The 18849-nt window shown below is 51.3% G+C and carries 19 protein-coding genes and 2 tRNA genes; 16 read left to right on the forward strand and 5 right to left on the reverse strand.

Going from position 1 to position 18849, the window contains the following annotated elements; genetic code table 11:
• Window positions 1-94 precede the first annotated feature (94 nt).
• From secG to ACF2G4_RS16700, 13 genes are all read left to right on the forward strand, one after another.
• Window positions 95-430: a preprotein translocase subunit SecG gene (gene secG, locus ACF2G4_RS16640; protein ID WP_215848349.1), complete on the forward strand. Its 336-nt coding sequence runs from the start codon at window positions 95-97 to the stop codon at window positions 428-430.
• Between the two features lie 49 nt (window positions 431-479).
• A tRNA-Leu gene (locus tag ACF2G4_RS16645) sits at window positions 480-566 on the forward strand.
• A 59-nt stretch (window positions 567-625) separates the two neighbouring features.
• A tRNA-Met gene (locus tag ACF2G4_RS16650) sits at window positions 626-702 on the forward strand.
• 209 nt (window positions 703-911) lie between these two features.
• Entirely contained in the window at window positions 912-1364 is a 453-nt protein-coding gene (gene rimP / locus ACF2G4_RS16655) for a ribosome maturation factor RimP (protein ID WP_243078715.1), read from the forward strand.
• 24 nt (window positions 1365-1388) lie between these two features.
• The gene (gene nusA, locus ACF2G4_RS16660; RefSeq protein WP_243078714.1) at window positions 1389-2876 is read left to right on the forward strand and encodes a transcription termination factor NusA; all 1488 of its coding nucleotides are present in this window, start codon (window positions 1389-1391) and stop codon (window positions 2874-2876) included.
• Window positions 2877-2893: 17 nt separating this feature from the next.
• Window positions 2894-5587: a translation initiation factor IF-2 gene (gene infB / locus ACF2G4_RS16665; protein ID WP_215847792.1), complete on the forward strand. Its 2694-nt coding sequence runs from the start codon at window positions 2894-2896 to the stop codon at window positions 5585-5587.
• Between the two features lie 61 nt (window positions 5588-5648).
• Window positions 5649-6056, forward strand: coding sequence for a 30S ribosome-binding factor RbfA (gene rbfA / locus ACF2G4_RS16670; RefSeq protein WP_215847791.1), 408 nt, complete (start codon window positions 5649-5651; stop codon window positions 6054-6056).
• On the forward strand, window positions 6056-7000 hold the full coding sequence (gene truB, locus ACF2G4_RS16675; protein ID WP_243078713.1) for a tRNA pseudouridine(55) synthase TruB: 945 nt from the start codon (window positions 6056-6058) through the stop codon (window positions 6998-7000). Before rbfA ends, truB begins: the two co-directional genes overlap by 1 nt.
• Window positions 7001-7126: 126 nt before the next feature.
• The gene (gene rpsO, locus ACF2G4_RS16680; protein WP_006121766.1) at window positions 7127-7396 is read left to right on the forward strand and encodes a 30S ribosomal protein S15; all 270 of its coding nucleotides are present in this window, start codon (window positions 7127-7129) and stop codon (window positions 7394-7396) included.
• A 305-nt stretch (window positions 7397-7701) separates the two neighbouring features.
• On the forward strand, window positions 7702-9837 hold the full coding sequence (gene pnp / locus ACF2G4_RS16685; protein WP_243078712.1) for a polyribonucleotide nucleotidyltransferase: 2136 nt from the start codon (window positions 7702-7704) through the stop codon (window positions 9835-9837).
• A gap of 129 nt (window positions 9838-9966) precedes the next feature.
• Window positions 9967-10851, forward strand: a complete 885-nt coding sequence (gene nlpI, locus ACF2G4_RS16690; protein WP_409075170.1) for a lipoprotein NlpI — start codon at window positions 9967-9969, stop codon at window positions 10849-10851.
• Between the two features lie 104 nt (window positions 10852-10955).
• On the forward strand, window positions 10956-11012 hold the full coding sequence (yrbN, locus tag ACF2G4_RS16695) for a protein YrbN (protein ID WP_139810663.1): 57 nt from the start codon (window positions 10956-10958) through the stop codon (window positions 11010-11012).
• A gap of 16 nt (window positions 11013-11028) precedes the next feature.
• The gene (locus tag ACF2G4_RS16700; RefSeq protein WP_409075171.1) at window positions 11029-12945 is read left to right on the forward strand and encodes a DEAD/DEAH family ATP-dependent RNA helicase; all 1917 of its coding nucleotides are present in this window, start codon (window positions 11029-11031) and stop codon (window positions 12943-12945) included.
• A 271-nt stretch (window positions 12946-13216) separates the two neighbouring features.
• On the opposite strand, the gene ACF2G4_RS16705 is transcribed toward ACF2G4_RS16700, so the two are convergent.
• The 3 genes from ACF2G4_RS16705 to ACF2G4_RS16715 all read right to left on the reverse strand — a co-directional run bounded on the left by ACF2G4_RS16705 (window position 13217) and on the right by ACF2G4_RS16715 (window position 16230).
• Window positions 13217-14227: a luciferase-like monooxygenase gene (locus tag ACF2G4_RS16705; RefSeq protein WP_409075172.1), complete on the reverse strand. Its 1011-nt coding sequence runs from the start codon at window positions 14225-14227 to the stop codon at window positions 13217-13219.
• 113 nt (window positions 14228-14340) lie between these two features.
• The gene (locus ACF2G4_RS16710) at window positions 14341-15225 is read right to left on the reverse strand and encodes a U32 family peptidase (protein WP_409075173.1); all 885 of its coding nucleotides are present in this window, start codon (window positions 15223-15225) and stop codon (window positions 14341-14343) included.
• Window positions 15226-15234: 9 nt separating this feature from the next.
• Window positions 15235-16230, reverse strand: coding sequence for a peptidase U32 family protein (locus tag ACF2G4_RS16715; protein ID WP_332626659.1), 996 nt, complete (start codon window positions 16228-16230; stop codon window positions 15235-15237).
• 203 nt (window positions 16231-16433) lie between these two features.
• Here ACF2G4_RS16715 and ACF2G4_RS16720 point away from each other — a divergent pair, with 203 nt between their 5' ends.
• Entirely contained in the window at window positions 16434-16958 is a 525-nt protein-coding gene (locus ACF2G4_RS16720) for an SCP2 domain-containing protein (RefSeq protein ID WP_332626661.1), read from the forward strand.
• Window positions 16952-17458 carry a GNAT family N-acetyltransferase gene (locus tag ACF2G4_RS16725; RefSeq protein ID WP_409075174.1) on the forward strand — a complete coding sequence of 169 codons (507 nt, stop codon included), beginning with the start codon at window positions 16952-16954 and terminating at the stop codon, window positions 17456-17458. The genes ACF2G4_RS16720 and ACF2G4_RS16725 overlap by 7 nt, the downstream gene beginning before the upstream one ends.
• Here ACF2G4_RS16725 and ACF2G4_RS16730 read toward each other — a convergent pair.
• Entirely contained in the window at window positions 17451-17729 is a 279-nt protein-coding gene (locus ACF2G4_RS16730; protein WP_215848347.1) for a GIY-YIG nuclease family protein, read from the reverse strand. The genes ACF2G4_RS16725 and ACF2G4_RS16730 overlap by 8 nt on opposite strands.
• 93 nt (window positions 17730-17822) lie before the next feature.
• Here ACF2G4_RS16730 and ACF2G4_RS16735 point away from each other — a divergent pair, with 93 nt between their 5' ends.
• Window positions 17823-18263, forward strand: a complete 441-nt coding sequence (locus ACF2G4_RS16735) for a YhbP family protein (protein WP_332626664.1) — start codon at window positions 17823-17825, stop codon at window positions 18261-18263.
• A 35-nt stretch (window positions 18264-18298) separates the two neighbouring features.
• On the opposite strand, the gene ACF2G4_RS16740 is transcribed toward ACF2G4_RS16735, so the two are convergent.
• Entirely contained in the window at window positions 18299-18820 is a 522-nt protein-coding gene (locus ACF2G4_RS16740; RefSeq protein WP_215847783.1) for a type 1 glutamine amidotransferase domain-containing protein, read from the reverse strand.
• Window positions 18821-18849 lie beyond the last annotated feature (29 nt).

The following is an 18849-nucleotide window of genomic DNA, read 5'->3' on the forward strand; positions in this document are numbered from 1 at the left end:
TTCACACCCGCTTCTGATGGGTGATGACGAGATATCCCATCAATACTGGTTGAAGCTTTAACTGTACGATTACCGTGCAAGGAACAGGTTGAATATGTACGAAGCTCTTTTAGTTGTTTTCCTTATTGTGGCTATCGCCCTCGTGGGTATGATCATGCTGCAGCAAGGCAAAGGCGCTGATATGGGAGCCTCATTCGGTGCAGGCGCATCCGGTACGCTGTTTGGTTCAAATGGGTCAGGAAACTTCATGACTCGTATGACTGGCATCTTAGCGGCATTGTTCTTCATCATCAGCTTGGTTCTGGGTAATTTGAACAGCAATAAAACTTCGAAAGGAAGCGAGTGGGAAAATCTTTCTGCGCCAGCGCAGTCTCAGCAGACTGAACAGCCAGCGCAACCGGCAACGCCGGGTAACGATATTCCTAAGTAAATTCGTCAACGCTTGCGACGCAACTGATTCACGTTGCGGTCTGAAAAGTGCCGAGGTGGTGGAATTGGTAGACACGCTACCTTGAGGTGGTAGTGCCCGATTGGGCTTACGGGTTCAAGTCCCGTCCTCGGTACCAAATCTTAGTATTACTTGCATTTAATGCATGTTCGGCGTAATATTCGCCACGTTTTCGGACGCGGGGTGGAGCAGCCTGGTAGCTCGTCGGGCTCATAACCCGAAGGTCGTCGGTTCAAATCCGGCCCCCGCAACCACTTTCCCTTAGAGTTCTTTTTCAAATATACTGTATGCATCCACGGGCGCATTCGCAGCGAATTTTAAAAAAATTCTTTTGGATTGGGTCCGAGCCGCTTCGCGGCATACAGGGTCCAGTGATAAAAAGCCCCGAATTTTCGGGGTTTTTTGTTATTAGCGAATCGTAATACTGGGCTTTAGGCCCTTTTTTTATGTCTTGGGGGTGGGCTTGTCCACATTAGAGCAAAAATTGACAGATTTGATATCGGCTCCGGTAGAAGCACTGGGCTACGAACTGGTGGGAATTGAATTCGTTCGGAGTCGCACATCAATCCTGCGCATCTATATTGATAGTGAAGATGGCATCAATGTCGATGATTGCGCGGATGTCAGCCACCAGGTGAGCGCAGTAATGGATGTTGAAGATCCCATTACCGTGCCTTACAACCTTGAGGTGTCCTCACCGGGACTCGATCGTCCGCTGTTTACCGCTGAACATTATGAGCGCTATGCAGGTGATGAAGTGACTCTGGTGCTGCGTATGGCCGTTCAAAACCGCCGTAAATGGCAGGGAATCATCAAGTCTGTAGAAGGCGAGATGATCACGGTAAACGTTGAGGGTAAAGATGAAGTGTTCGCGCTGAGTAATATTCAGAAAGCGAACCTGGTCCCCCACTTTTAAAAGTCCGGATTGAGGCTAACCAGGATGAATAAAGAGATCTTAGCTGTTGTAGAAGCCGTTTCTAACGAAAAAGCCCTGCCGCGTGAGAAAATCTTCGAAGCGCTGGAGAGCGCGCTGGCTACTGCGACCAAGAAAAAGTACGAGCAAGAAATTGAGGTGCGCGTAAGCATTGATCGCAGAAGTGGCGATTTCGATACTTTCCGCCGTTGGGAGATCGTAAACGAGGTTACACAGCCAACGCGCGAGATCACACTGGATGCGGCCCGCTTCGAAGACGAAGCATTCAATCTGGGCGAATATGTTGAAGATCAGATTGAATCGGTTACTTTTGACCGCATTACTACTCAAACCGCGAAGCAGGTTATCGTACAAAAAGTACGTGAAGCTGAGCGTGCGATGGTGGTTGATCAATTCCGCGAGCAGGAAGGCGAAATCATTACTGGCGTGGTAAAAAAAGTTAACCGCGACAATATTTCGTTAGACTTAGGCAGCAATGCCGAAGCGGTGATTCTGCGTGAAGATATGCTGCCGCGTGAAAACTTCCGCCCAGGCGACCGCATTCGTGGCGTACTCTATTCAGTACGACCTGAAGCGCGTGGCGCGCAGCTGTTTGTGACGCGTTCCAAACCGGAAATGTTGATCGAACTGTTCCGCATCGAAGTGCCAGAAATTGGCGAAGAAGTGATTGAAATTAAAGCCGCCGCTCGTGATCCGGGCTCGCGTGCCAAAATTGCTGTAAAAACCAATGACAAACGTATCGATCCGGTAGGTGCTTGTGTGGGTATGCGCGGTGCGCGTGTTCAGGCTGTATCCAGCGAACTGGGTGGCGAGCGTATCGATATCGTGCTGTGGGATGACAATCCAGCACAGTTTGTTATTAATGCCATGGCTCCGGCTGATGTGGCATCAATCGTGGTTGATGAAGATAATCACACCATGGATATCGCTGTAGAAGCTGGAAATCTGGCTCAGGCGATCGGCCGTAACGGCCAAAACGTGCGTCTGGCTTCCCAATTAAGTGGTTGGGAACTGAACGTGATGACCGTCGATGATCTGCAAGCTAAGCATCAGGCTGAAGCACATGCAGCTATCGATATGTTCACCAAACATCTCGACGTTGATGAAGAATTCGCTACCATTCTGGTGGAAGAAGGATTCTCTTCGCTGGAAGAATTGGCTTATGTGCCTATCGACGAGCTGTTGGAAATTGACGGCCTCGACGAAGAGACCATTGAAGCCCTGCGTGAACGAGCAAAAAATGCGTTAACCACCCTGGCATTAGCGAAAGAAGAGAGCCTTGGTAATCAGGAGCCCGCTGAGGATCTTCTGAATCTTGAGGGCTTGGATCGTGCGCTGGCTTATCGCCTGGCAGCAAAAGGCGTTTGCACGCTGGAAGATCTCGCTGAGCAAGGTGTTGACGATCTGACGGATATTGAAGGCATGACTGATGAGCAAGCAGGCTCGCTAATTATGGCCGCACGAAATATCTGCTGGTTCGGCGATGACGCGTAATAACAGGAAGGAACAGCATGACAGATGTAACCGTAAAATCGCTGGCCGCAGAAATTCAGACTCCGGTCGATCGCCTGGTACAGCAATTTGCTGATGCGGGGATCCCTAAGTCTGAAAATGACGCCGTATCCCAGCACGAGAAAGAAACCTTACTGTCTCACTTGAATCGTGAGCATGGTCAGGCCGGTTCAAGCAAGCTGACGTTGCAGCGTAAAACGCGTAGCACCTTGAATATTCCTGGCACCGGGGGTAAAAGTAAGTCGGTGCAAATTGAAGTCCGCAAAAAGCGTACATACGTGAAAGGCGATGCAGATGCTGAGCAAGCTCAGGCAGAAGCTGAAGCCGAGGCACAGCGTGTAGCGGAAGAGCAGGCGCAACGCGAGGCTGAAGAAAAAGCCCGTCGCGATGCTGAACAGAAAGCGCAACGTGAAGCCGAAGAAAAAGCCAAGCGCGAAGCCGCTGACAAGGCCAAACGTGCAGCAGCGGAAAATGAGAAAGTGAATAATCAACCTACCGATGACGTGACCAAGGCTGCGCAATCTGACAAAGCCCGTCGCGAAGCAGAAGCTGCCGAACTTAAGCGTAAAGCTGAAGAAGAAGCACGTCGTAAACTCGAAGAGGCTGCCCGCCTCGTAGCAGAAGAAGCCCGCCGTCTGGCCGAAGAGAAATCGGCCGAATGGGAGAAACCAGAAGAAGAGGATAAAGGCGACTATCACGTCACCACCTCGACTCACGCCCGTCAGGCGGAAGACGAGAATGATCGTCAGGTTGAAGCGGGTCGTGCACGTGCGCGTACTACTGCTAAAGCAACGCGTCCGGCTAAAAAAGGCAACAAGCATTCTGAAGCCAAAACTGACCGTGAAGAAGCGCGTGCCGCTATTCGTGGTGGTAAAGGCGGAAAACATCGCAAGCCAAGTGCTCTGCAGCAGGGCTTTAACAAGCCAGCTCAGGCCGTGAACCGCGATGTTGTCATCGGTGAAACCATTACTGTAGCTGAACTGGCTAACAAAATGGCGGTGAAAGGTTCTCTGGTCATCAAAGCGATGATGCGAATGGGCGCTATGGCGACCATCAACCAGGTTATCGATCAGGAAACCGCTCAGCTGGTTGCTGAAGAAATGGGCCATAAAGTTACCCTTCGTCGTGAGAACGAGCTGGAAGAAGCGGTAATGGACGATCGTGACACCGATGCTGCACAGGAATCTCGTGCACCGGTTGTGACTATCATGGGCCACGTTGACCACGGTAAAACCTCTTTGCTGGATTACATCCGCTCTACCAAAATCGCCTCTGGCGAAGCGGGCGGCATTACTCAGCATATCGGTGCTTATCACGTCGAAACTGACAACGGTATGGTGACCTTCCTTGATACCCCGGGACACGCCGCGTTTACCGCAATGCGTGCACGTGGTGCTCAGGCTACGGATATCGTCATCCTGGTTGTTGCAGCCGATGATGGCGTAATGCCACAGACCATCGAAGCAATCCAGCACGCCAAAGCAGCGAAAGTGCCGGTTGTTGTTGCGGTGAACAAGGTTGATAAGCCAGAAGCCGATCCAGATCGCGTTAAAAACGAACTGACTCAGTACGGAATCATTCCGGAAGAGTGGGGCGGCGAAAACATGTTTGTTAATGTCTCTGCTAAAGCAGGTACCGGCATTGATGATCTGTTGAATGCGATTCTGCTGCAGGCAGAAGTACTGGAATTAACCGCTATCCGTGAAGGTATGGCGAGCGGCGTGGTTATCGAATCGTTCCTCGACAAAGGTCGTGGTCCGGTTGCAACCGTGCTGGTACGTGAAGGTACGCTGAACAAAGGCGATATCGTACTGTGTGGCTTTGAATATGGCCGCGTACGTGCGATGCGTGACGAACTGGGCCGCGAAGTGATGGAAGCTGGTCCTTCGATTCCTGTTGAGATTCTGGGCCTTTCTGGTGTGCCGGCAGCGGGTGACGAAGCAACCGTTGTACGTGACGAGAAGAAAGCGCGTGAAGTTGCACTGTATCGTCAGGGTAAATTCCGCGAAGTGAAACTGGCGCGTCAGCAGAAGTCGAAGTTGGAGAACATGTTCGCCAACATGACCGAAGGCGAAGTGTCCGAACTGAACATCGTGCTGAAAGCCGATGTACAGGGTTCAGTGGAAGCGATCTCCGACTCCTTGCTGAAACTCTCCACCGACGAAGTGAAGGTGAAGATTGTTGGCTCTGGCGTGGGTGGTATCACCGAAACCGACGCAACGCTGGCTGCAGCTTCTAACGCAATCATCCTTGGCTTTAACGTACGTGCCGATGCATCAGCACGTCGTGTCATCGACGCTGAAAGCGTAGATCTGCGTTACTACTCGGTCATCTATAGCTTGATCGATGAAGTTAAAGCAGCGATGAGCGGCATGTTGGCACCTGAGTACAAACAGCAGATTATTGGTCTGGCTGAAGTACGTGACGTGTTCAAATCACCGAAATTTGGCGCTATCGCAGGTTGTATGGTGACGGAAGGTAACATTAAACGTCACAATCCAATTCGCGTTCTGCGTGACAACGTGGTGATTTACGAGGGTGAGCTCGAATCACTGCGTCGCTTTAAAGATGACGTTAACGAAGTACGTAACGGCATGGAGTGTGGTATCGGCGTTAAGAACTACAATGACGTACGTACCGGCGACATGATTGAAGTCTTTGAAGTGATTGAAGTTAAACGCACCATCGAGTAATAGACGATGTGATGCAATTTGGGAGGCCGCTGGCCTCCCGAATTATTTGGGAGAAATAATTATGGCGAAAGAATTTGGTCGCCCGCAGCGCGTGTCACAAGAGCTGCAAAAAGAGATCGCGATGATTTTGCAACGCGAAATTAAAGATCCACGTCTGGGCATGATGGTTACTGTCTCCGGCGTTGAGGTCTCCCGCGATCTCGCTTATGCCAAAGTGTTTGTTACCTTCCTCAATGATAAAGATGAAGAAGCGGTCAAGAATGGCCTGAAGGCATTAAAAGAAGCCTCTGGCTATATTCGTATTCTGCTGGGCAAAGCCATGCGCCTGCGAATCGTGCCTGAACTGACTTTCTTCTACGACAACTCGTTGATCGAAGGGATGCGCATGTCGAATCTCGTCAGCAGCGTAGTGAAAAGCGACGTTGAACGTCGTGGTACAGATGCAAAGGATGAGGACGAGGAAGCGTAATGAGTCGTCCTCGTCGTCGCGGCCGCGATGTCCATGGCGTTCTGTTACTGGACAAGCCGCAAGGTGCCTCTTCCAATGATGTCTTGCAAAAAGTGAAGCGTATCTTCAACGCCAACCGCGCAGGACACACAGGCGCGCTTGATCCACTGGCAACCGGTATGCTGCCGATTTGCTTGGGCGAAGCCACCAAGTTTTCTCAATACCTGTTGGATTCCGATAAGCGTTATCGTGTTATTGCTCGTCTTGGTGAGCGAACAGACACGTCGGATGCTGACGGAAGCGTAGTGCAAACGCGCCCAGTAGAATTTAGTCAGTCTGAACTCGATAGCGCGCTAGAGAGTTTCCGCGGTGATACTTTGCAGGTACCTTCAATGTTTTCAGCATTGAAGCATCAAGGTCGCCCGCTCTATGAATATGCACGTCAAGGCATTGAGATTGAGCGTGAAGCACGTCCCATCACTGTTTACGAACTGCAGTTTATTCGCTGGCAAGATGATGAGCTTGAGCTGGAAATCCACTGTTCTAAAGGCACTTATATTCGCACCATTATCGACGATTTAGGTGAAAAGCTTGGCTGTGGTGCGCATGTCATCATGCTGCGTCGTGTACAGGTTGCGCGTTATCCCTTTGAGAAAATGGTCACGCTGGAGCAGCTCACTGCGCTGGCTACCGCAGCAACAGAATCCGGTCTTTCTTTAGAAGAACAGCTTGATCCTCTGTTGTTACCGATGGACAGCCCGGCATCTGATTTTCCTGAAGTGAATTTGCCCCTGGCTGCCGCAGCCTATTTCAAGCAGGGCCAGCCTGTGCACGCCAGCAATTCGCCTGCCTCGGGATTGGTTCGCGTCTACGAAGGTGATGAGCGCAAATTCATCGGCATGGCTGAAATTGCCGATGACGGGCGCGTGGCGCCACGTCGTTTGGTGGTTGAGTATCAAGATTAAGCCACGCCCTGTTTTTGTCTGAGGGGATTTGCGTTGCTATCGGACGAAGAGTAGAATGGTGCGGCTTTAAAGCGGGATGCTGAATTAGAGATCGGCACCCATACATTCATTTAACTGGAGTTTATTATGTCTCTAAGCGTAGAAGCTAAAGCAGAGATCGTTGCTAAATATGGTCGTGGTGCTAACGACAGCGGTTCAACTGAAGTTCAGGTTGCTCTGTTGACCGCGCAGATCAGCCATCTGCAGGGCCACTTCTCTGAGCACAAAAAAGACCACCACAGCCGTCGCGGTCTGCTGCGTATGGTATCACAGCGTCGTAAGCTGCTGGATTACCTGAAGCGTAAAGACGTTGCACGCTACAGCAGCCTGATCGAAAGTCTCGGTCTGCGTCGCTAAGTCTGAAGAATCTGATCGAAGGTGCTGCGCAGTAATTTGCAAAGAACATCCCATACGATCAGATTTGTGCGAGTTTCGCGAAAAGGGGGCCTTTATGGCCCCTTTTTTCGAGCAATCCGCAGCAATCCGGGCCAAACTCATGTATTGTTGCTTAGAGTGATCTTCGATTGCAGAGGTTCGCGCGGCTAATGAGAGGCTTTACCGCATGGGCGGTTAAGGTTGTCATTAGTCGCGAGGATGCAACAGAAGATCGGTAATCAATGGCAGGCTAAAGATGGCTTGCCCCGAAGTTAAGGATTTTAATTTTGCTGAACCCGATCGTACGCAAATTCCAATATGGTCAGCATACCGTCACGCTGGAAACTGGCATGATGGCACGCCAGGCCACTGCAGCTGTTATGGTAAGCATGGATGACACTGCGGTATTTGTTACCGTTGTAGGCCAGAAAAAATCTAAACCAGGCCAGGATTTCTTCCCGCTGACTGTAAACTATCAAGAACGTACCTATGCAGCAGGTCGCATCCCGGGCAGTTTCTTCCGTCGTGAAGGCCGTCCAAGCGAAGGCGAAACGCTGATCGCGCGTCTGATTGACCGTCCGATTCGCCCGCTGTTCCCAGAAGGTTTCGTTAACGAAGTTCAGGTTATCGCGACTGTTGTTTCTGTAAACCCACAAGTTCACCCTGACATCGTTGCGATGATCGGTGCGTCAGCAGCGCTGTCGCTGTCTGGTCTGCCTTTCAACGGCCCGATCGGTTCTGCACGCGTAGGTTACATTAACGATCAGTATGTGCTGAACCCAACTGCAGATGAGCTCAAAGAATCTCGTCTGGATCTGGTGGTTGCAGGTACGCAGAATGCTGTACTGATGGTTGAATCTGAAGCAGAGATCCTGTCTGAAGAGCAAATGCTGGGTGCCGTAGTATTTGGCCACGATCAGCAGCAAATCGTTATCGAAAACATTAACTCCCTGGTTGCTGAAGCAGGTAAACCACGTTGGGATTGGCAGCCAGAAGCGCCAAACGTTTCACTGAATGCACGCATTGCAGCTCTGGCTGAAACTCGCCTGAGCGATGCTTATCGCATCACTGAAAAACAGCAGCGTTATGAGCAGGTTAATCTGATCAAGAGCGAAACTACGGCTGCTCTGCTCGCTGAAGAAGAAACGCTGGATGAAGGTGAAATCAGCGATCTGCTGCACGCTATCGAGAAAAACGTTGTACGTACTCGCATCCTGAACGGTGAATTGCGTATCGATGGTCGCGAAAAAGATATGATTCGTGGTCTGGATGTGCGCACTGGCGTACTGCCGCGTACTCATGGCTCCTCTCTGTTTACCCGTGGTGAAACTCAGGCGCTGGTAACAGCCACGCTGGGTACGACACGTGATGCGCAGAATCTGGATGAGCTGATGGGTGAACGTACCGACAGCTTCCTGTTCCACTATAACTTCCCTCCGTACTCCGTAGGTGAAACCGGTATGGTGGGATCGCCTAAGCGTCGTGAAATTGGTCACGGTCGTCTGGCAAAACGCGGTGTGTTGGCAGTTATGCCAAAAGCGGAAGATTTCCCTTACACCGTTCGCGTTGTGTCTGAAATTACCGAATCTAACGGTTCATCTTCAATGGCTTCTGTATGTGGTGCATCGCTGGCCCTGATGGATGCGGGTGTACCGATCAAAGCGGCCGTTGCGGGTATCGCGATGGGCTTGGTTAAAGAAGACGAAAAATTTGTCGTGCTGTCAGACATCCTGGGTGACGAAGATCACCTTGGCGACATGGACTTCAAAGTAGCGGGTAGCCGTGAAGGTATCACTGCGCTGCAAATGGATATCAAAATCGAAGGTATCACGCGCGAAATCATGCAAGTGGCTTTGAATCAAGCTAAGGGTGCGCGTCTGCACATTCTGGGCGTGATGGAACAGGCTATCAGCACGCCGCGTACTGAAATCTCTGAATTTGCGCCACGCATTTACACCATCAAGATCAGTTCAGACAAGATCAAAGATGTCATCGGTAAAGGCGGCTCAGTAATTCGTGCGTTGACTGAAGAAACCGGCACTACCATTGAAATTGAAGACGACGGCACCGTGAAAATCGCGGCAACCGACGGTCTGAAAGCGAAAGAAGCGATTCGCCGTATCGAAGAGATTACAGCTGAAATCGAAGTAGGCCGTATCTACAGCGGTAAAGTCACCCGCATCGTAGATTTTGGTGCCTTCGTCGCTATCGGTGGTGGTAAAGAAGGTCTGGTGCATATTTCTCAAATTGCTGACAAGCGCGTTGAGAAAGTCACCGATTATCTGCAGATGGGTCAAGAAGTGCCCGTTAAAGTGATGGAAGTTGATCGCCAAGGCCGCGTACGTCTGAGCATCAAAGAAGCCACAGAGACAAAACCGCAGGTTGAAGAAGCTGCAGCTGTGAGCACACCTGACGCAGAGTAAGACGTTCCTGATTTGCCTCTCCTTGCTTAGCAGGGAGAGGCGTTTGTGTTATCGCGAGGGCGGGAATCCTTGTGCGCAGCAGGCGGATGACAGGACGGTTATCCTAATGTTTGTATTCGGGAGTGGGAAATGAAGCCTTTTTTGCGCTGGTGTTTTGTTGCGACAGCTTTGACGCTGGCAGGATGCAGCAACTCCAATTGGCGTAAGAACGAAGTTCTTGCAGTACCTTTACAGCCCACACTGCAGCAAGAAGTGATTCTGGCGCGCATGGAACAAATTCTTGCCAGTCGAGCCCTCACCGATGATGAACGCGCACAGCTGTTATATGAGCGCGGAGTGTTGTATGATAGTTTAGGTCTGCGGGCATTAGCGCGAAACGATTTTTCGCAAGCGCTGTCTATAAGACCGGATATGCCAGAAGTATTTAATTACCTCGGCATATACTTAACGCAGGCTGGCAACTTTGATGCCGCCTATGAAGCGTTTGATTCTGTACTTGAGCTTGATCCAACTTACAACTATGCGCATTTAAACCGTGGTATCGCCCTCTATTACGGCGGTCGATACAAGTTAGCGCAAGATGATCTGCTGGCGTTTTATCAAGACGATCCTAACGATCCTTTCCGCAGTTTGTGGCTTTATCTCGTTGAACGCGAGATGGATGCCGACAAAGCAAAAGTAACTTTGCAACAGCGTTACGACAAAGCGGTTCGAGATCAATGGGGATGGAACATTGTCGAGTTCTACTTGGGCGATATCAGCGAAAAAACGCTGATGGAACGTCTCAAGATGGACGCAACGGATAACACCTCGCTCGCTGAACATCTCAGTGAAACCAACTTCTATTTAGGTAAGTACTACCTAAGTCTGGGGGAGAAGGACGACGCGAAAGCGTTGTTCAAACTGGCGGTGGCCAACAATGTAAATAACTTTGTTGAACACCGATACGCATTGTTGGAACTGGCGCAACTCGGCCAGGCACAAGACGATTTATCAGAATCTGACCAGCAATAGCTGACGAACTTTTATTGCCTAAAAACCTGTAAAGTCATCATCTTGATAGGTGAGGGCTTTCCTGTTCGTCAAAACTTCTAATTTGAGCCGGTTCACACTTTTTGATGAAAATAACTGAAAGTTTTCACGACGAGTTATGTAGACTGGCCGCCGCAATCTAAGAGGCACGTGTACTACATGACTGATATTCAAACCACTTTTGCTGACCTTGGCCTGAACGCCGACATCCTCGAATCACTGAACGGTATGGGCTATGTTAAGCCATCTCCAATCCAGGCTGAGTGTATTCCTCACCTGCTGGCGGGCCGTGACGTGTTAGGCATGGCGCAGACCGGGAGTGGTAAAACCGCGGCCTTTTCTCTGCCGCTGTTAAACAACATTGATCCAACCGTCAAAGCACCACAAATTCTGGTGCTGGCACCGACCCGCGAATTGGCGGTTCAGGTTGCTGAAGCTGTAACTGATTTTGCTAAACACATGCGTGGACTGAACGTTGTGGCCCTTTACGGCGGCCAACGTTATGACGTACAGCTGCGCGCTTTGCGTCAGGGACCACAAGTCGTTGTGGGTACACCTGGCCGTCTGCTGGACCACCTGAAACGCGGCACGTTAGATCTTTCTAACCTGCGCGGTCTGGTGTTGGACGAAGCTGACGAAATGCTGCGTATGGGCTTCATCGAAGACGTTGAAACCATCATGGCTCAGATTCCAGCCGGTCATCAGACCGCTCTGTTCTCTGCAACCATGCCAGAAGCGATTCGTCGTATTACTAAACGCTTCATGAAAGATCCTCAGGAAGTGCGTATTCAGTCAAGCCTGACCACGCGCCCGGACATCAGCCAGTCTTACTGGACCGCTTACGGTCGTAAAACCGACGCGCTGGTTCGTTTCCTTGAGTCTGAAGATTTTGATGCCGCTATCATCTTTGTGCGCACCAAAAACGCAACACTGGAAGTGGCCGAAGCGCTGGAGCGTAGCGGTTACAACAGTGCTGCATTGAACGGTGACATGAACCAGGCGCTGCGTGAGCAGACTCTGGAGCGCCTGAAAGATGGTCGTCTGGATATCCTGATTGCAACCGACGTTGCTGCACGTGGTCTGGATGTTGAGCGCATCAGCCTGGTTGTCAACTATGACATCCCGATGGACGCAGAATCTTACGTTCACCGTATCGGCCGTACCGGTCGTGCGGGTCGTGCTGGCCGCGCGCTGCTGTTCGTTGAGAACCGCGAGCGTCGTCTGCTGCGCAACATCGAACGCACCATGAAGTTGACTATTCCAGAAGTTGAGCTGCCTAACGCAGAGCTGCTGGGTGAACGTCGTCTGGCTAAATTTGCTGCTAAAGTTCAGCAGCAGCTGGAAAGCAGCGATCTGGATCTGTATCGCGCGCTGCTGGCTAAGATGCAGCCGGAAGATGAGATGGATTTAGAAACGTTGGCTGCTGCGCTGCTGAAAATGGCACAGGGTGAACGTCCACTGATTCTGCCACCAGAAGCACCGCGTCCAGCACGTCGTGAGTTCCGCGATCGTGATGAGCGTGATGGCCGCCGTGACAGCCGTGGTCCACGTGAAAACCGTGAAGGTGGCGATCGTCCACGTCGCGAGCGTCGTGATGTCGGTGAGATGCAGCTGTATCGTATCGAAGTAGGCCGTGATGATGGTGTTGAAGTTCGTCACATCGTTGGTGCTATTGCTAATGAAGGCGATATCAGCAGTCGTTACATCGGTAACATCAAGCTGTTTGGTACGCACTCAACAATCGAGCTGCCGAAAGGCATGCCTGGCGATGTGCTTCAGCACTTCACTCGTACGCGTATTCTGAACAAGCCGATGAATATGCAGTTGCTGGGTGATGCACAGCCAAACGAAGGTCGTGGCGGCGAACGTCGTCCAGGCGGTCGTGATGGCGGTGGCGAGCGTCGTGGCGGTCCAGCCGGCGCAAACCGTGAAGGTCGTGAAGGCGGTCGTCGTTTCTCTTCCGAGCGCCCAGCTGGCGGTCGTGAAGCAGGCGGACGCACTTTCAACCGTGAAGGTAGCCGTGGCCCACGTCGTGAAGACGGTGCCGCAGTAGCACCACGTCGTCGTGATGCATAAGACTTTGCTGGGCGGGAACGCCCACTGAGTTGCCATAAAAAAGGAAGCCCATGTGGCTTCCTTTTTTTATGCATTTAACCCGTCCGGAATAGCGCTGGTCGCCTGCTGACGACGCGGACCTTTTTAAAATCCAGCATCATTCTGATCAGCGCTTCATTCCCCAGCAAACAAAGCGTATTGCACATCAGCAGTCTTCAAGCGTTTCAACGAGAAAATTCCGGTCCGAACTTTCGTCAGTAAGCGGCGATAAAAAGCGCCACGACCAGAATAATTACAGGGTTCGAGCGGCTTCCATGGCAATGGCAAACGACCGCAAACGTGCTTGAGGATCATGAATCTGGCCATTAACCATAATTTCATCTGCCTGCGTTTCACGCTGCAAGGCTGCTAATCCGTGACGTATTTTGTCAACGTCACCCACCAAAGACATGCTCAGTGCTTGTTGCACGCCATACTGTTCAGAAGGCGACCACAGATTATCCATGTTCTTAACCGGAGCAGGCAGCGGACCTGGTTTACCGCGACGCAGATTTATAAACTGCTGCTGTTGTGACGTAAACAGGAAGCGTGCGTCGCTGTCGCTATCAGCAGCGACGATGTTAATGCACACTGTCGCGTAAGGTTTGGCCAGTCGCGCAGAAGGTTGGAAGTTTTCGCGATAAACATGCAAAGCCTGGAATAACTGATCGGGCGCAAAATGCGAGGCAAAAGCAAACGGCAAACCCATTTTGGCAGAAAGCTGCGCGCTATACAGGCTGGAACCGAGTAACCAGACGGGAATCTTCATCCCTAAACCGGGTACGGGCTGTACAGCGGGATGTTCGCCTTCTTCAGCATCGAACCAGTTGATCAATTCCTGTACATCTTCCGGGAAGGTATCAGCATGAATCCCCGAAAGGTGGCGACGCAGCGCCATCATGGTCCGCTGATCCGAACCTGGCGCTCGGCCCAGTCCCAAATCTATACGGCCAGGATAAAGTGAAGCGAGCGTACCGAACTGCTCAGCGATCACCAATGGCGCATGGTTAGGTAACATGATGCCACCGGAACCTAACTGCAGTGTTTCGGTATTCGCGGCAAGATAGCCAATCAGCACAGCGGTTGCTGCGCTGGCAATGCCGGTCATATTGTGGTGCTCAGCCAGCCAGTAACGCTGGAAGCCTAAAGCTTCAGCCTGGCGGGCCAGCGCCAGCGAATTATGGAAAGCGTCACGCGCCGTGGCGTCTTGCGGAATTGGGGCCAGATCCAATACGGAAAGGCGGACGTTTTTTTTCTCAGACATGGGTACTCCAAAGTGTATGGCGCAGGCGTTAAACCCTTCTCCAACCAGTATTACGCATCATTACCCATATTAAAACTGTTAACACTGACCGAAATATAGCCTCTATGTGCCTTTCAGGGTTGCGGCGTTAATGCCATACCGGCGAGCTTGCGCCAGTAACCGTTACAGTCATTGCCTTTTGCTAGCAGCAATGGACTCTGGCCCTCTTCATTAGCGCGAAAGCGCTTAATTTCTGAAAGCGTACCGACGTTTTGCGGCGATAAGCGCACGATATCAACCCAATTATGCATGCCAACCAGATCGTTGCCGAGGTTATAGCAGTAGCCGCTCATGGTCTGAATGCCGTTAAGCACAAACACCTGCTGGCGTTCTTGTGACATCACGCGACGGCCATTGGGATAATTGATACAACAGGTTTCGCAGGCATCCTTGGCGCGATTTTCTGAACGTGCAGTAAAGCAGCGCGCCGATAGCGCCAGCGGCAGATTGCCGTAGCCAAGAATCTCTACTTCAAACTGCTGACGAATACCGCGCTCATCACACTGCTGAAGCAGCAGTAAAAGCCAGTCACGCGACATCTCAACCGGCATGCACCAGCGCGTCATTCCCTCTTTCACCAACAGTTGCAGCGTGTCGGCGTTATAAATATTGAGTGTTGGCCCGGCAACAAAGGGAAGATTGCGTTCCGCCGCCATATTCACCGTGCCGAAGTCATTCGCTTCAATGAGAAATTCGCCATTTTCGACATAACGCTGCAACTCTTTCAATTCAGAAGGGGATTGCAGCAGCGCCAGCGTGCTGATAACCACCTGTTTACCACTTGCTGCCAACGCGCGCGCCAGCGTCATCCAACCCGAAAAAGAGGTGGCCCGGCGTTTGCTACAGACGGCTTCGCCCAGGTAAATGATTTCTGCGCTGCTGTTCGCGGCTTGATGATAAAACGCCTCCAGCTGATCGGTGGGCCAATACCAGAGCACCGGCCCAAGGGCATATTTCATAACGACTCCTTATTGCCACTCGCGGTGATACGCACCTAGCGTGGTCTGCGTACCTTCAGAAAGTGCACCCAGCGAATTCATCCATTGTGGTGCCACCACAAACTGTTCGGGTTGTGCGATACAACGGTCAATCGCCTGCCGCCAGACACGGGCAACGTCAGCCACATACGCGGGGCTGCGTTGGCGTCCTTCAATCTTCACCGATGCCACGCCAGCCTTAAGCAGTTCTGGTAGCAGTTCCAGCGTGTTCAGACTGGTCGGCTCTTCCAGCACGTGATAAAGCTGCTCATCAACTTGGTAGCGGCCTTTACACAGCGTGGGATAACCGGCGCTTTCATTAGGCGCATAGCGATCAATCAACACTTCATTCAGCCGGGATTCCATGCCTGCAGGAGTTTGCTGCCAACGGACAAATTTTGCTGGCGAACAGGCGCCTGCGCTGTTGGGAGATTCACCCGTCAACCAGGATGAAAGATAACAACGGCCTTCAGCCATAATGCATAAACTGCCAAAGGCGAAGACTTCCAGCGGCACCGGCGTGCTGCGTGCCAGTTGTTTAACCTGATGAATCGATAGCACGCGCGGTAGCACCACACGATGCAAATTAAAGTGGCGATGATAAAAACGAATCGCTTCAAGGTTGGTTGCTGAAGCCTGCACCGACAGATGACGTTCAATCTGCGGATAATGTTGAGTGGCATATTCCAGCGTCGCGATGTCAGCAAGGATTAACGCATCTGCGCCGTTTTGTGCCGCGACATCAATGGCTCGCTGCCAACGTCCTGCGCCATCGGGATGTGCGAAAGTGTTGATCGCCACATGCAATTTACGGCGATGCTGATGAAGATAGCGCGCCGCTTCCGCTAGCTTCTTATCGGTGAAATTCAGCCCGGCAAAATGGCGTGCATTGGTGTCATCTTTCAGGCCAACGTAGACCGCGTCAGCCCCATTTTCTACCGCAGTGCGTACTGCCGGCAGATTCCCTGCTGGGCAAAGCAGCTCCATGGTCAATCCTCACGATATGCAATGGGCATTGAGTCTAGGCATACGTGCGGAAGAAAATGTTGATTTAAGGCAGTGAAACCCTAAATCATCAACGTGGCTGCTGTTTTTTTGAGCATTATTAGTCGGGTTTTATTGATCTGAGCGGACGCACGGGCAACATGATGTGGCACTATACGTAAAATTTTTTTAAGGGAGTAAAGAGTGTGTTTAGCCAGCTGCATGCGCATTGTGTCAAAAAAGGACCAAAAATCTTAGGGTTACCTGCATCACTCACCCCGTTTTTCGTTAAAAAGTTGTTACTGCAACAACTCTTAAACTGGCAATTTCGTCATTCTTTGGCTGAAGGTGAGTTAAACTTTCTGGAAGGGCGCTTTCTGGGTATCGAAATTGGTGATGTGAATTTAACATGGGTCACCACGATTCAGAATGGCCAACTGGCGGTATTGCAGGATGCCGAAGCGGATGTCTGGTTTCGGGGCAATGCCAACGATTTATTGCTGGTGGCAGCACGTAAAGCAGACCCCGATATGTTATTTTTTCAACGCCGACTGGTTATTGAAGGCGATACAGAATTGGGACTGGAGGTGAAGAACGTAATGGATGCAATTGAACTTGACGCCATGCCCACGCCGTTACGCACGGGATTGCAGCAGCTTGCTGCTTTTGTGGAAGCTGGTATGACACTGGACTCAAAAGCCGCTCAGGCACGCGCAGGTGACACATGTTGATTCGAACCGAGATTGGTGTCGATGCAGCAGGTATCGACAGTTTACTGAAACGCTGTTTCAAGAGCGCCGCCGAAGCGGAATTAACACAGTCATTACGCGAAGATAGTTTACTCACGCTTGGCGTAGTGGCCACGGACGATGAAGGTCAGGTTTTAGGTTACGCGGCTTTCAGTCCGGTGACGTTGCAAGGTGAAGATCGTGGCTGGGTAGCCTTAGCCCCGTTGGCGGTGGATGAAAGCTTGCGCGGTCAAGGTATTGCCAAGCAGCTGATTTATGAAGGGCTGGATACGCTCAACGAGTTCGGCTACAGCGCGGTCGTGGTGCTAGGCGATCCGGCATTTTTTAATCGCTTTGGTTTTGAACCGGCGGCGCGACACGGCCTACATTGCCGCTGGCAGGGCGCAGAAGCAGCTTTCCAGATCTACCGTCTGGCGGAGGACGCTTTTGAGGGCGCAGAAGGACAAGTCGAGTTCGGCGAACCCTTTAATCGCTTCAACTAAACCAGTCCTCAAGGCTGGCAGGTTGGCTGGCGACTAACAGCAGTTTTTGCTGACGCGTCAGCTGCTTAACCTGATACTCCAGTTGCGATGCTCGGGCACGATCGCCAGCTTCGCAGTGGAACACTAAATCAAGAGGACCTTTGCCGCGCAGGGCGCGAGCACCGCGTCCATTTTGATGCTGATTAACGCGACGAATGACGTCAGTGGTAATTCCTGTGTAAAGGATGCCTGCGGCAGTACGCACAATGTAGAGCTGCCAGCTCTGATTCATAACCCATTTTCTCTCAATAATGCCTGTCGGACAGTGTAGCGCGCTTGTGGCGTGGCGGCTATCTGGCGAATTGCGCATTGAATGGAGCGCCTTGTGTCCGACCGTCCTCATCTGGTTCGTTACCTGAAAAAGCAACACGTTCTTTCTCTCTGCTGTGCTGCGGACAGTGAATTATGGTGCGCCAACTGTTTTTATGTTTTTGATGAAACGCGCATGGCCTTTTGGATCATGACGGAGACAGATACGCGCCACGGCTTGTTGTTAATGAAAAATACGCAAGTGGCGGGCACCGTCAATGGTCAACCCAAAACGGTGTTATTGATAAAAGGCGTACAGTATCGCGGGCGAATCGCGTTATTAAACAGTGAAGATGAGACTGAATCGATAGCGCGTCAGGCTTATCAGAAGCGCTTCCCTATTGCGCGCAAAGTTTCCGCACCGCTTTGGGAGATCCGTTTAGACGAATTGAAAATGACTGATAATGCCTTGGGATTCGGTAAGAAGATTATCTGGCAGCGAGCCAATCTGGACTGAAAATTCCCTTTCCCTGGCGGGAAAGGGAAATAAGCTTACAGCGCTTGCAGAATCCGCACTGACTCGCGGTTAAACGCCGGTAAGTCATCAGGCGTACGGCTGGTAACAAGCTTGTCATTATCCACAACGACTTCTTTGTCATGGAAATCCGCCCCGGCATTAATCAGGTCGATGGCGATAGCCTTGACCGAGGTCATTTTGCGTCCACGCACGCCGTTAGCGCTAATCAGCAACTGCGGACCGTGACAGATAGCAAAGATCGGCTTGCCGGTGGCGACAAAATCTTTCGTGAACGTGACAAAACGATCATCGCCGCGCAGTGAATCTGGGGAGTGTCCGCCTGGTAGCAGCAGCGCATCAAATTCAGCAGGGCTGACATCATCGATGCTGCGATCGATTGTCACTTCTGCTTCGCCTTTTTTGCCTTTAACGGTTTTCCCGGCCTGCATCTCAATGGTTACAACGTCAAAACCTGCTTGCTTATAAGCATCTGCAGGTGAGGTAAATTCTGAGTCTTCGAATTCATCGGTGATCAAAACCGCAACTTTCTTGCTCATTTATTCCTCCTTAATAGTGTGTAGCGCGA

Origin of the sequence: Pantoea phytostimulans (assembly GCF_046118715.1) — a bacterium.
In the GTDB taxonomy this organism is placed as follows: domain Bacteria; phylum Pseudomonadota; class Gammaproteobacteria; order Enterobacterales; family Enterobacteriaceae; genus Pantoea; species Pantoea phytostimulans.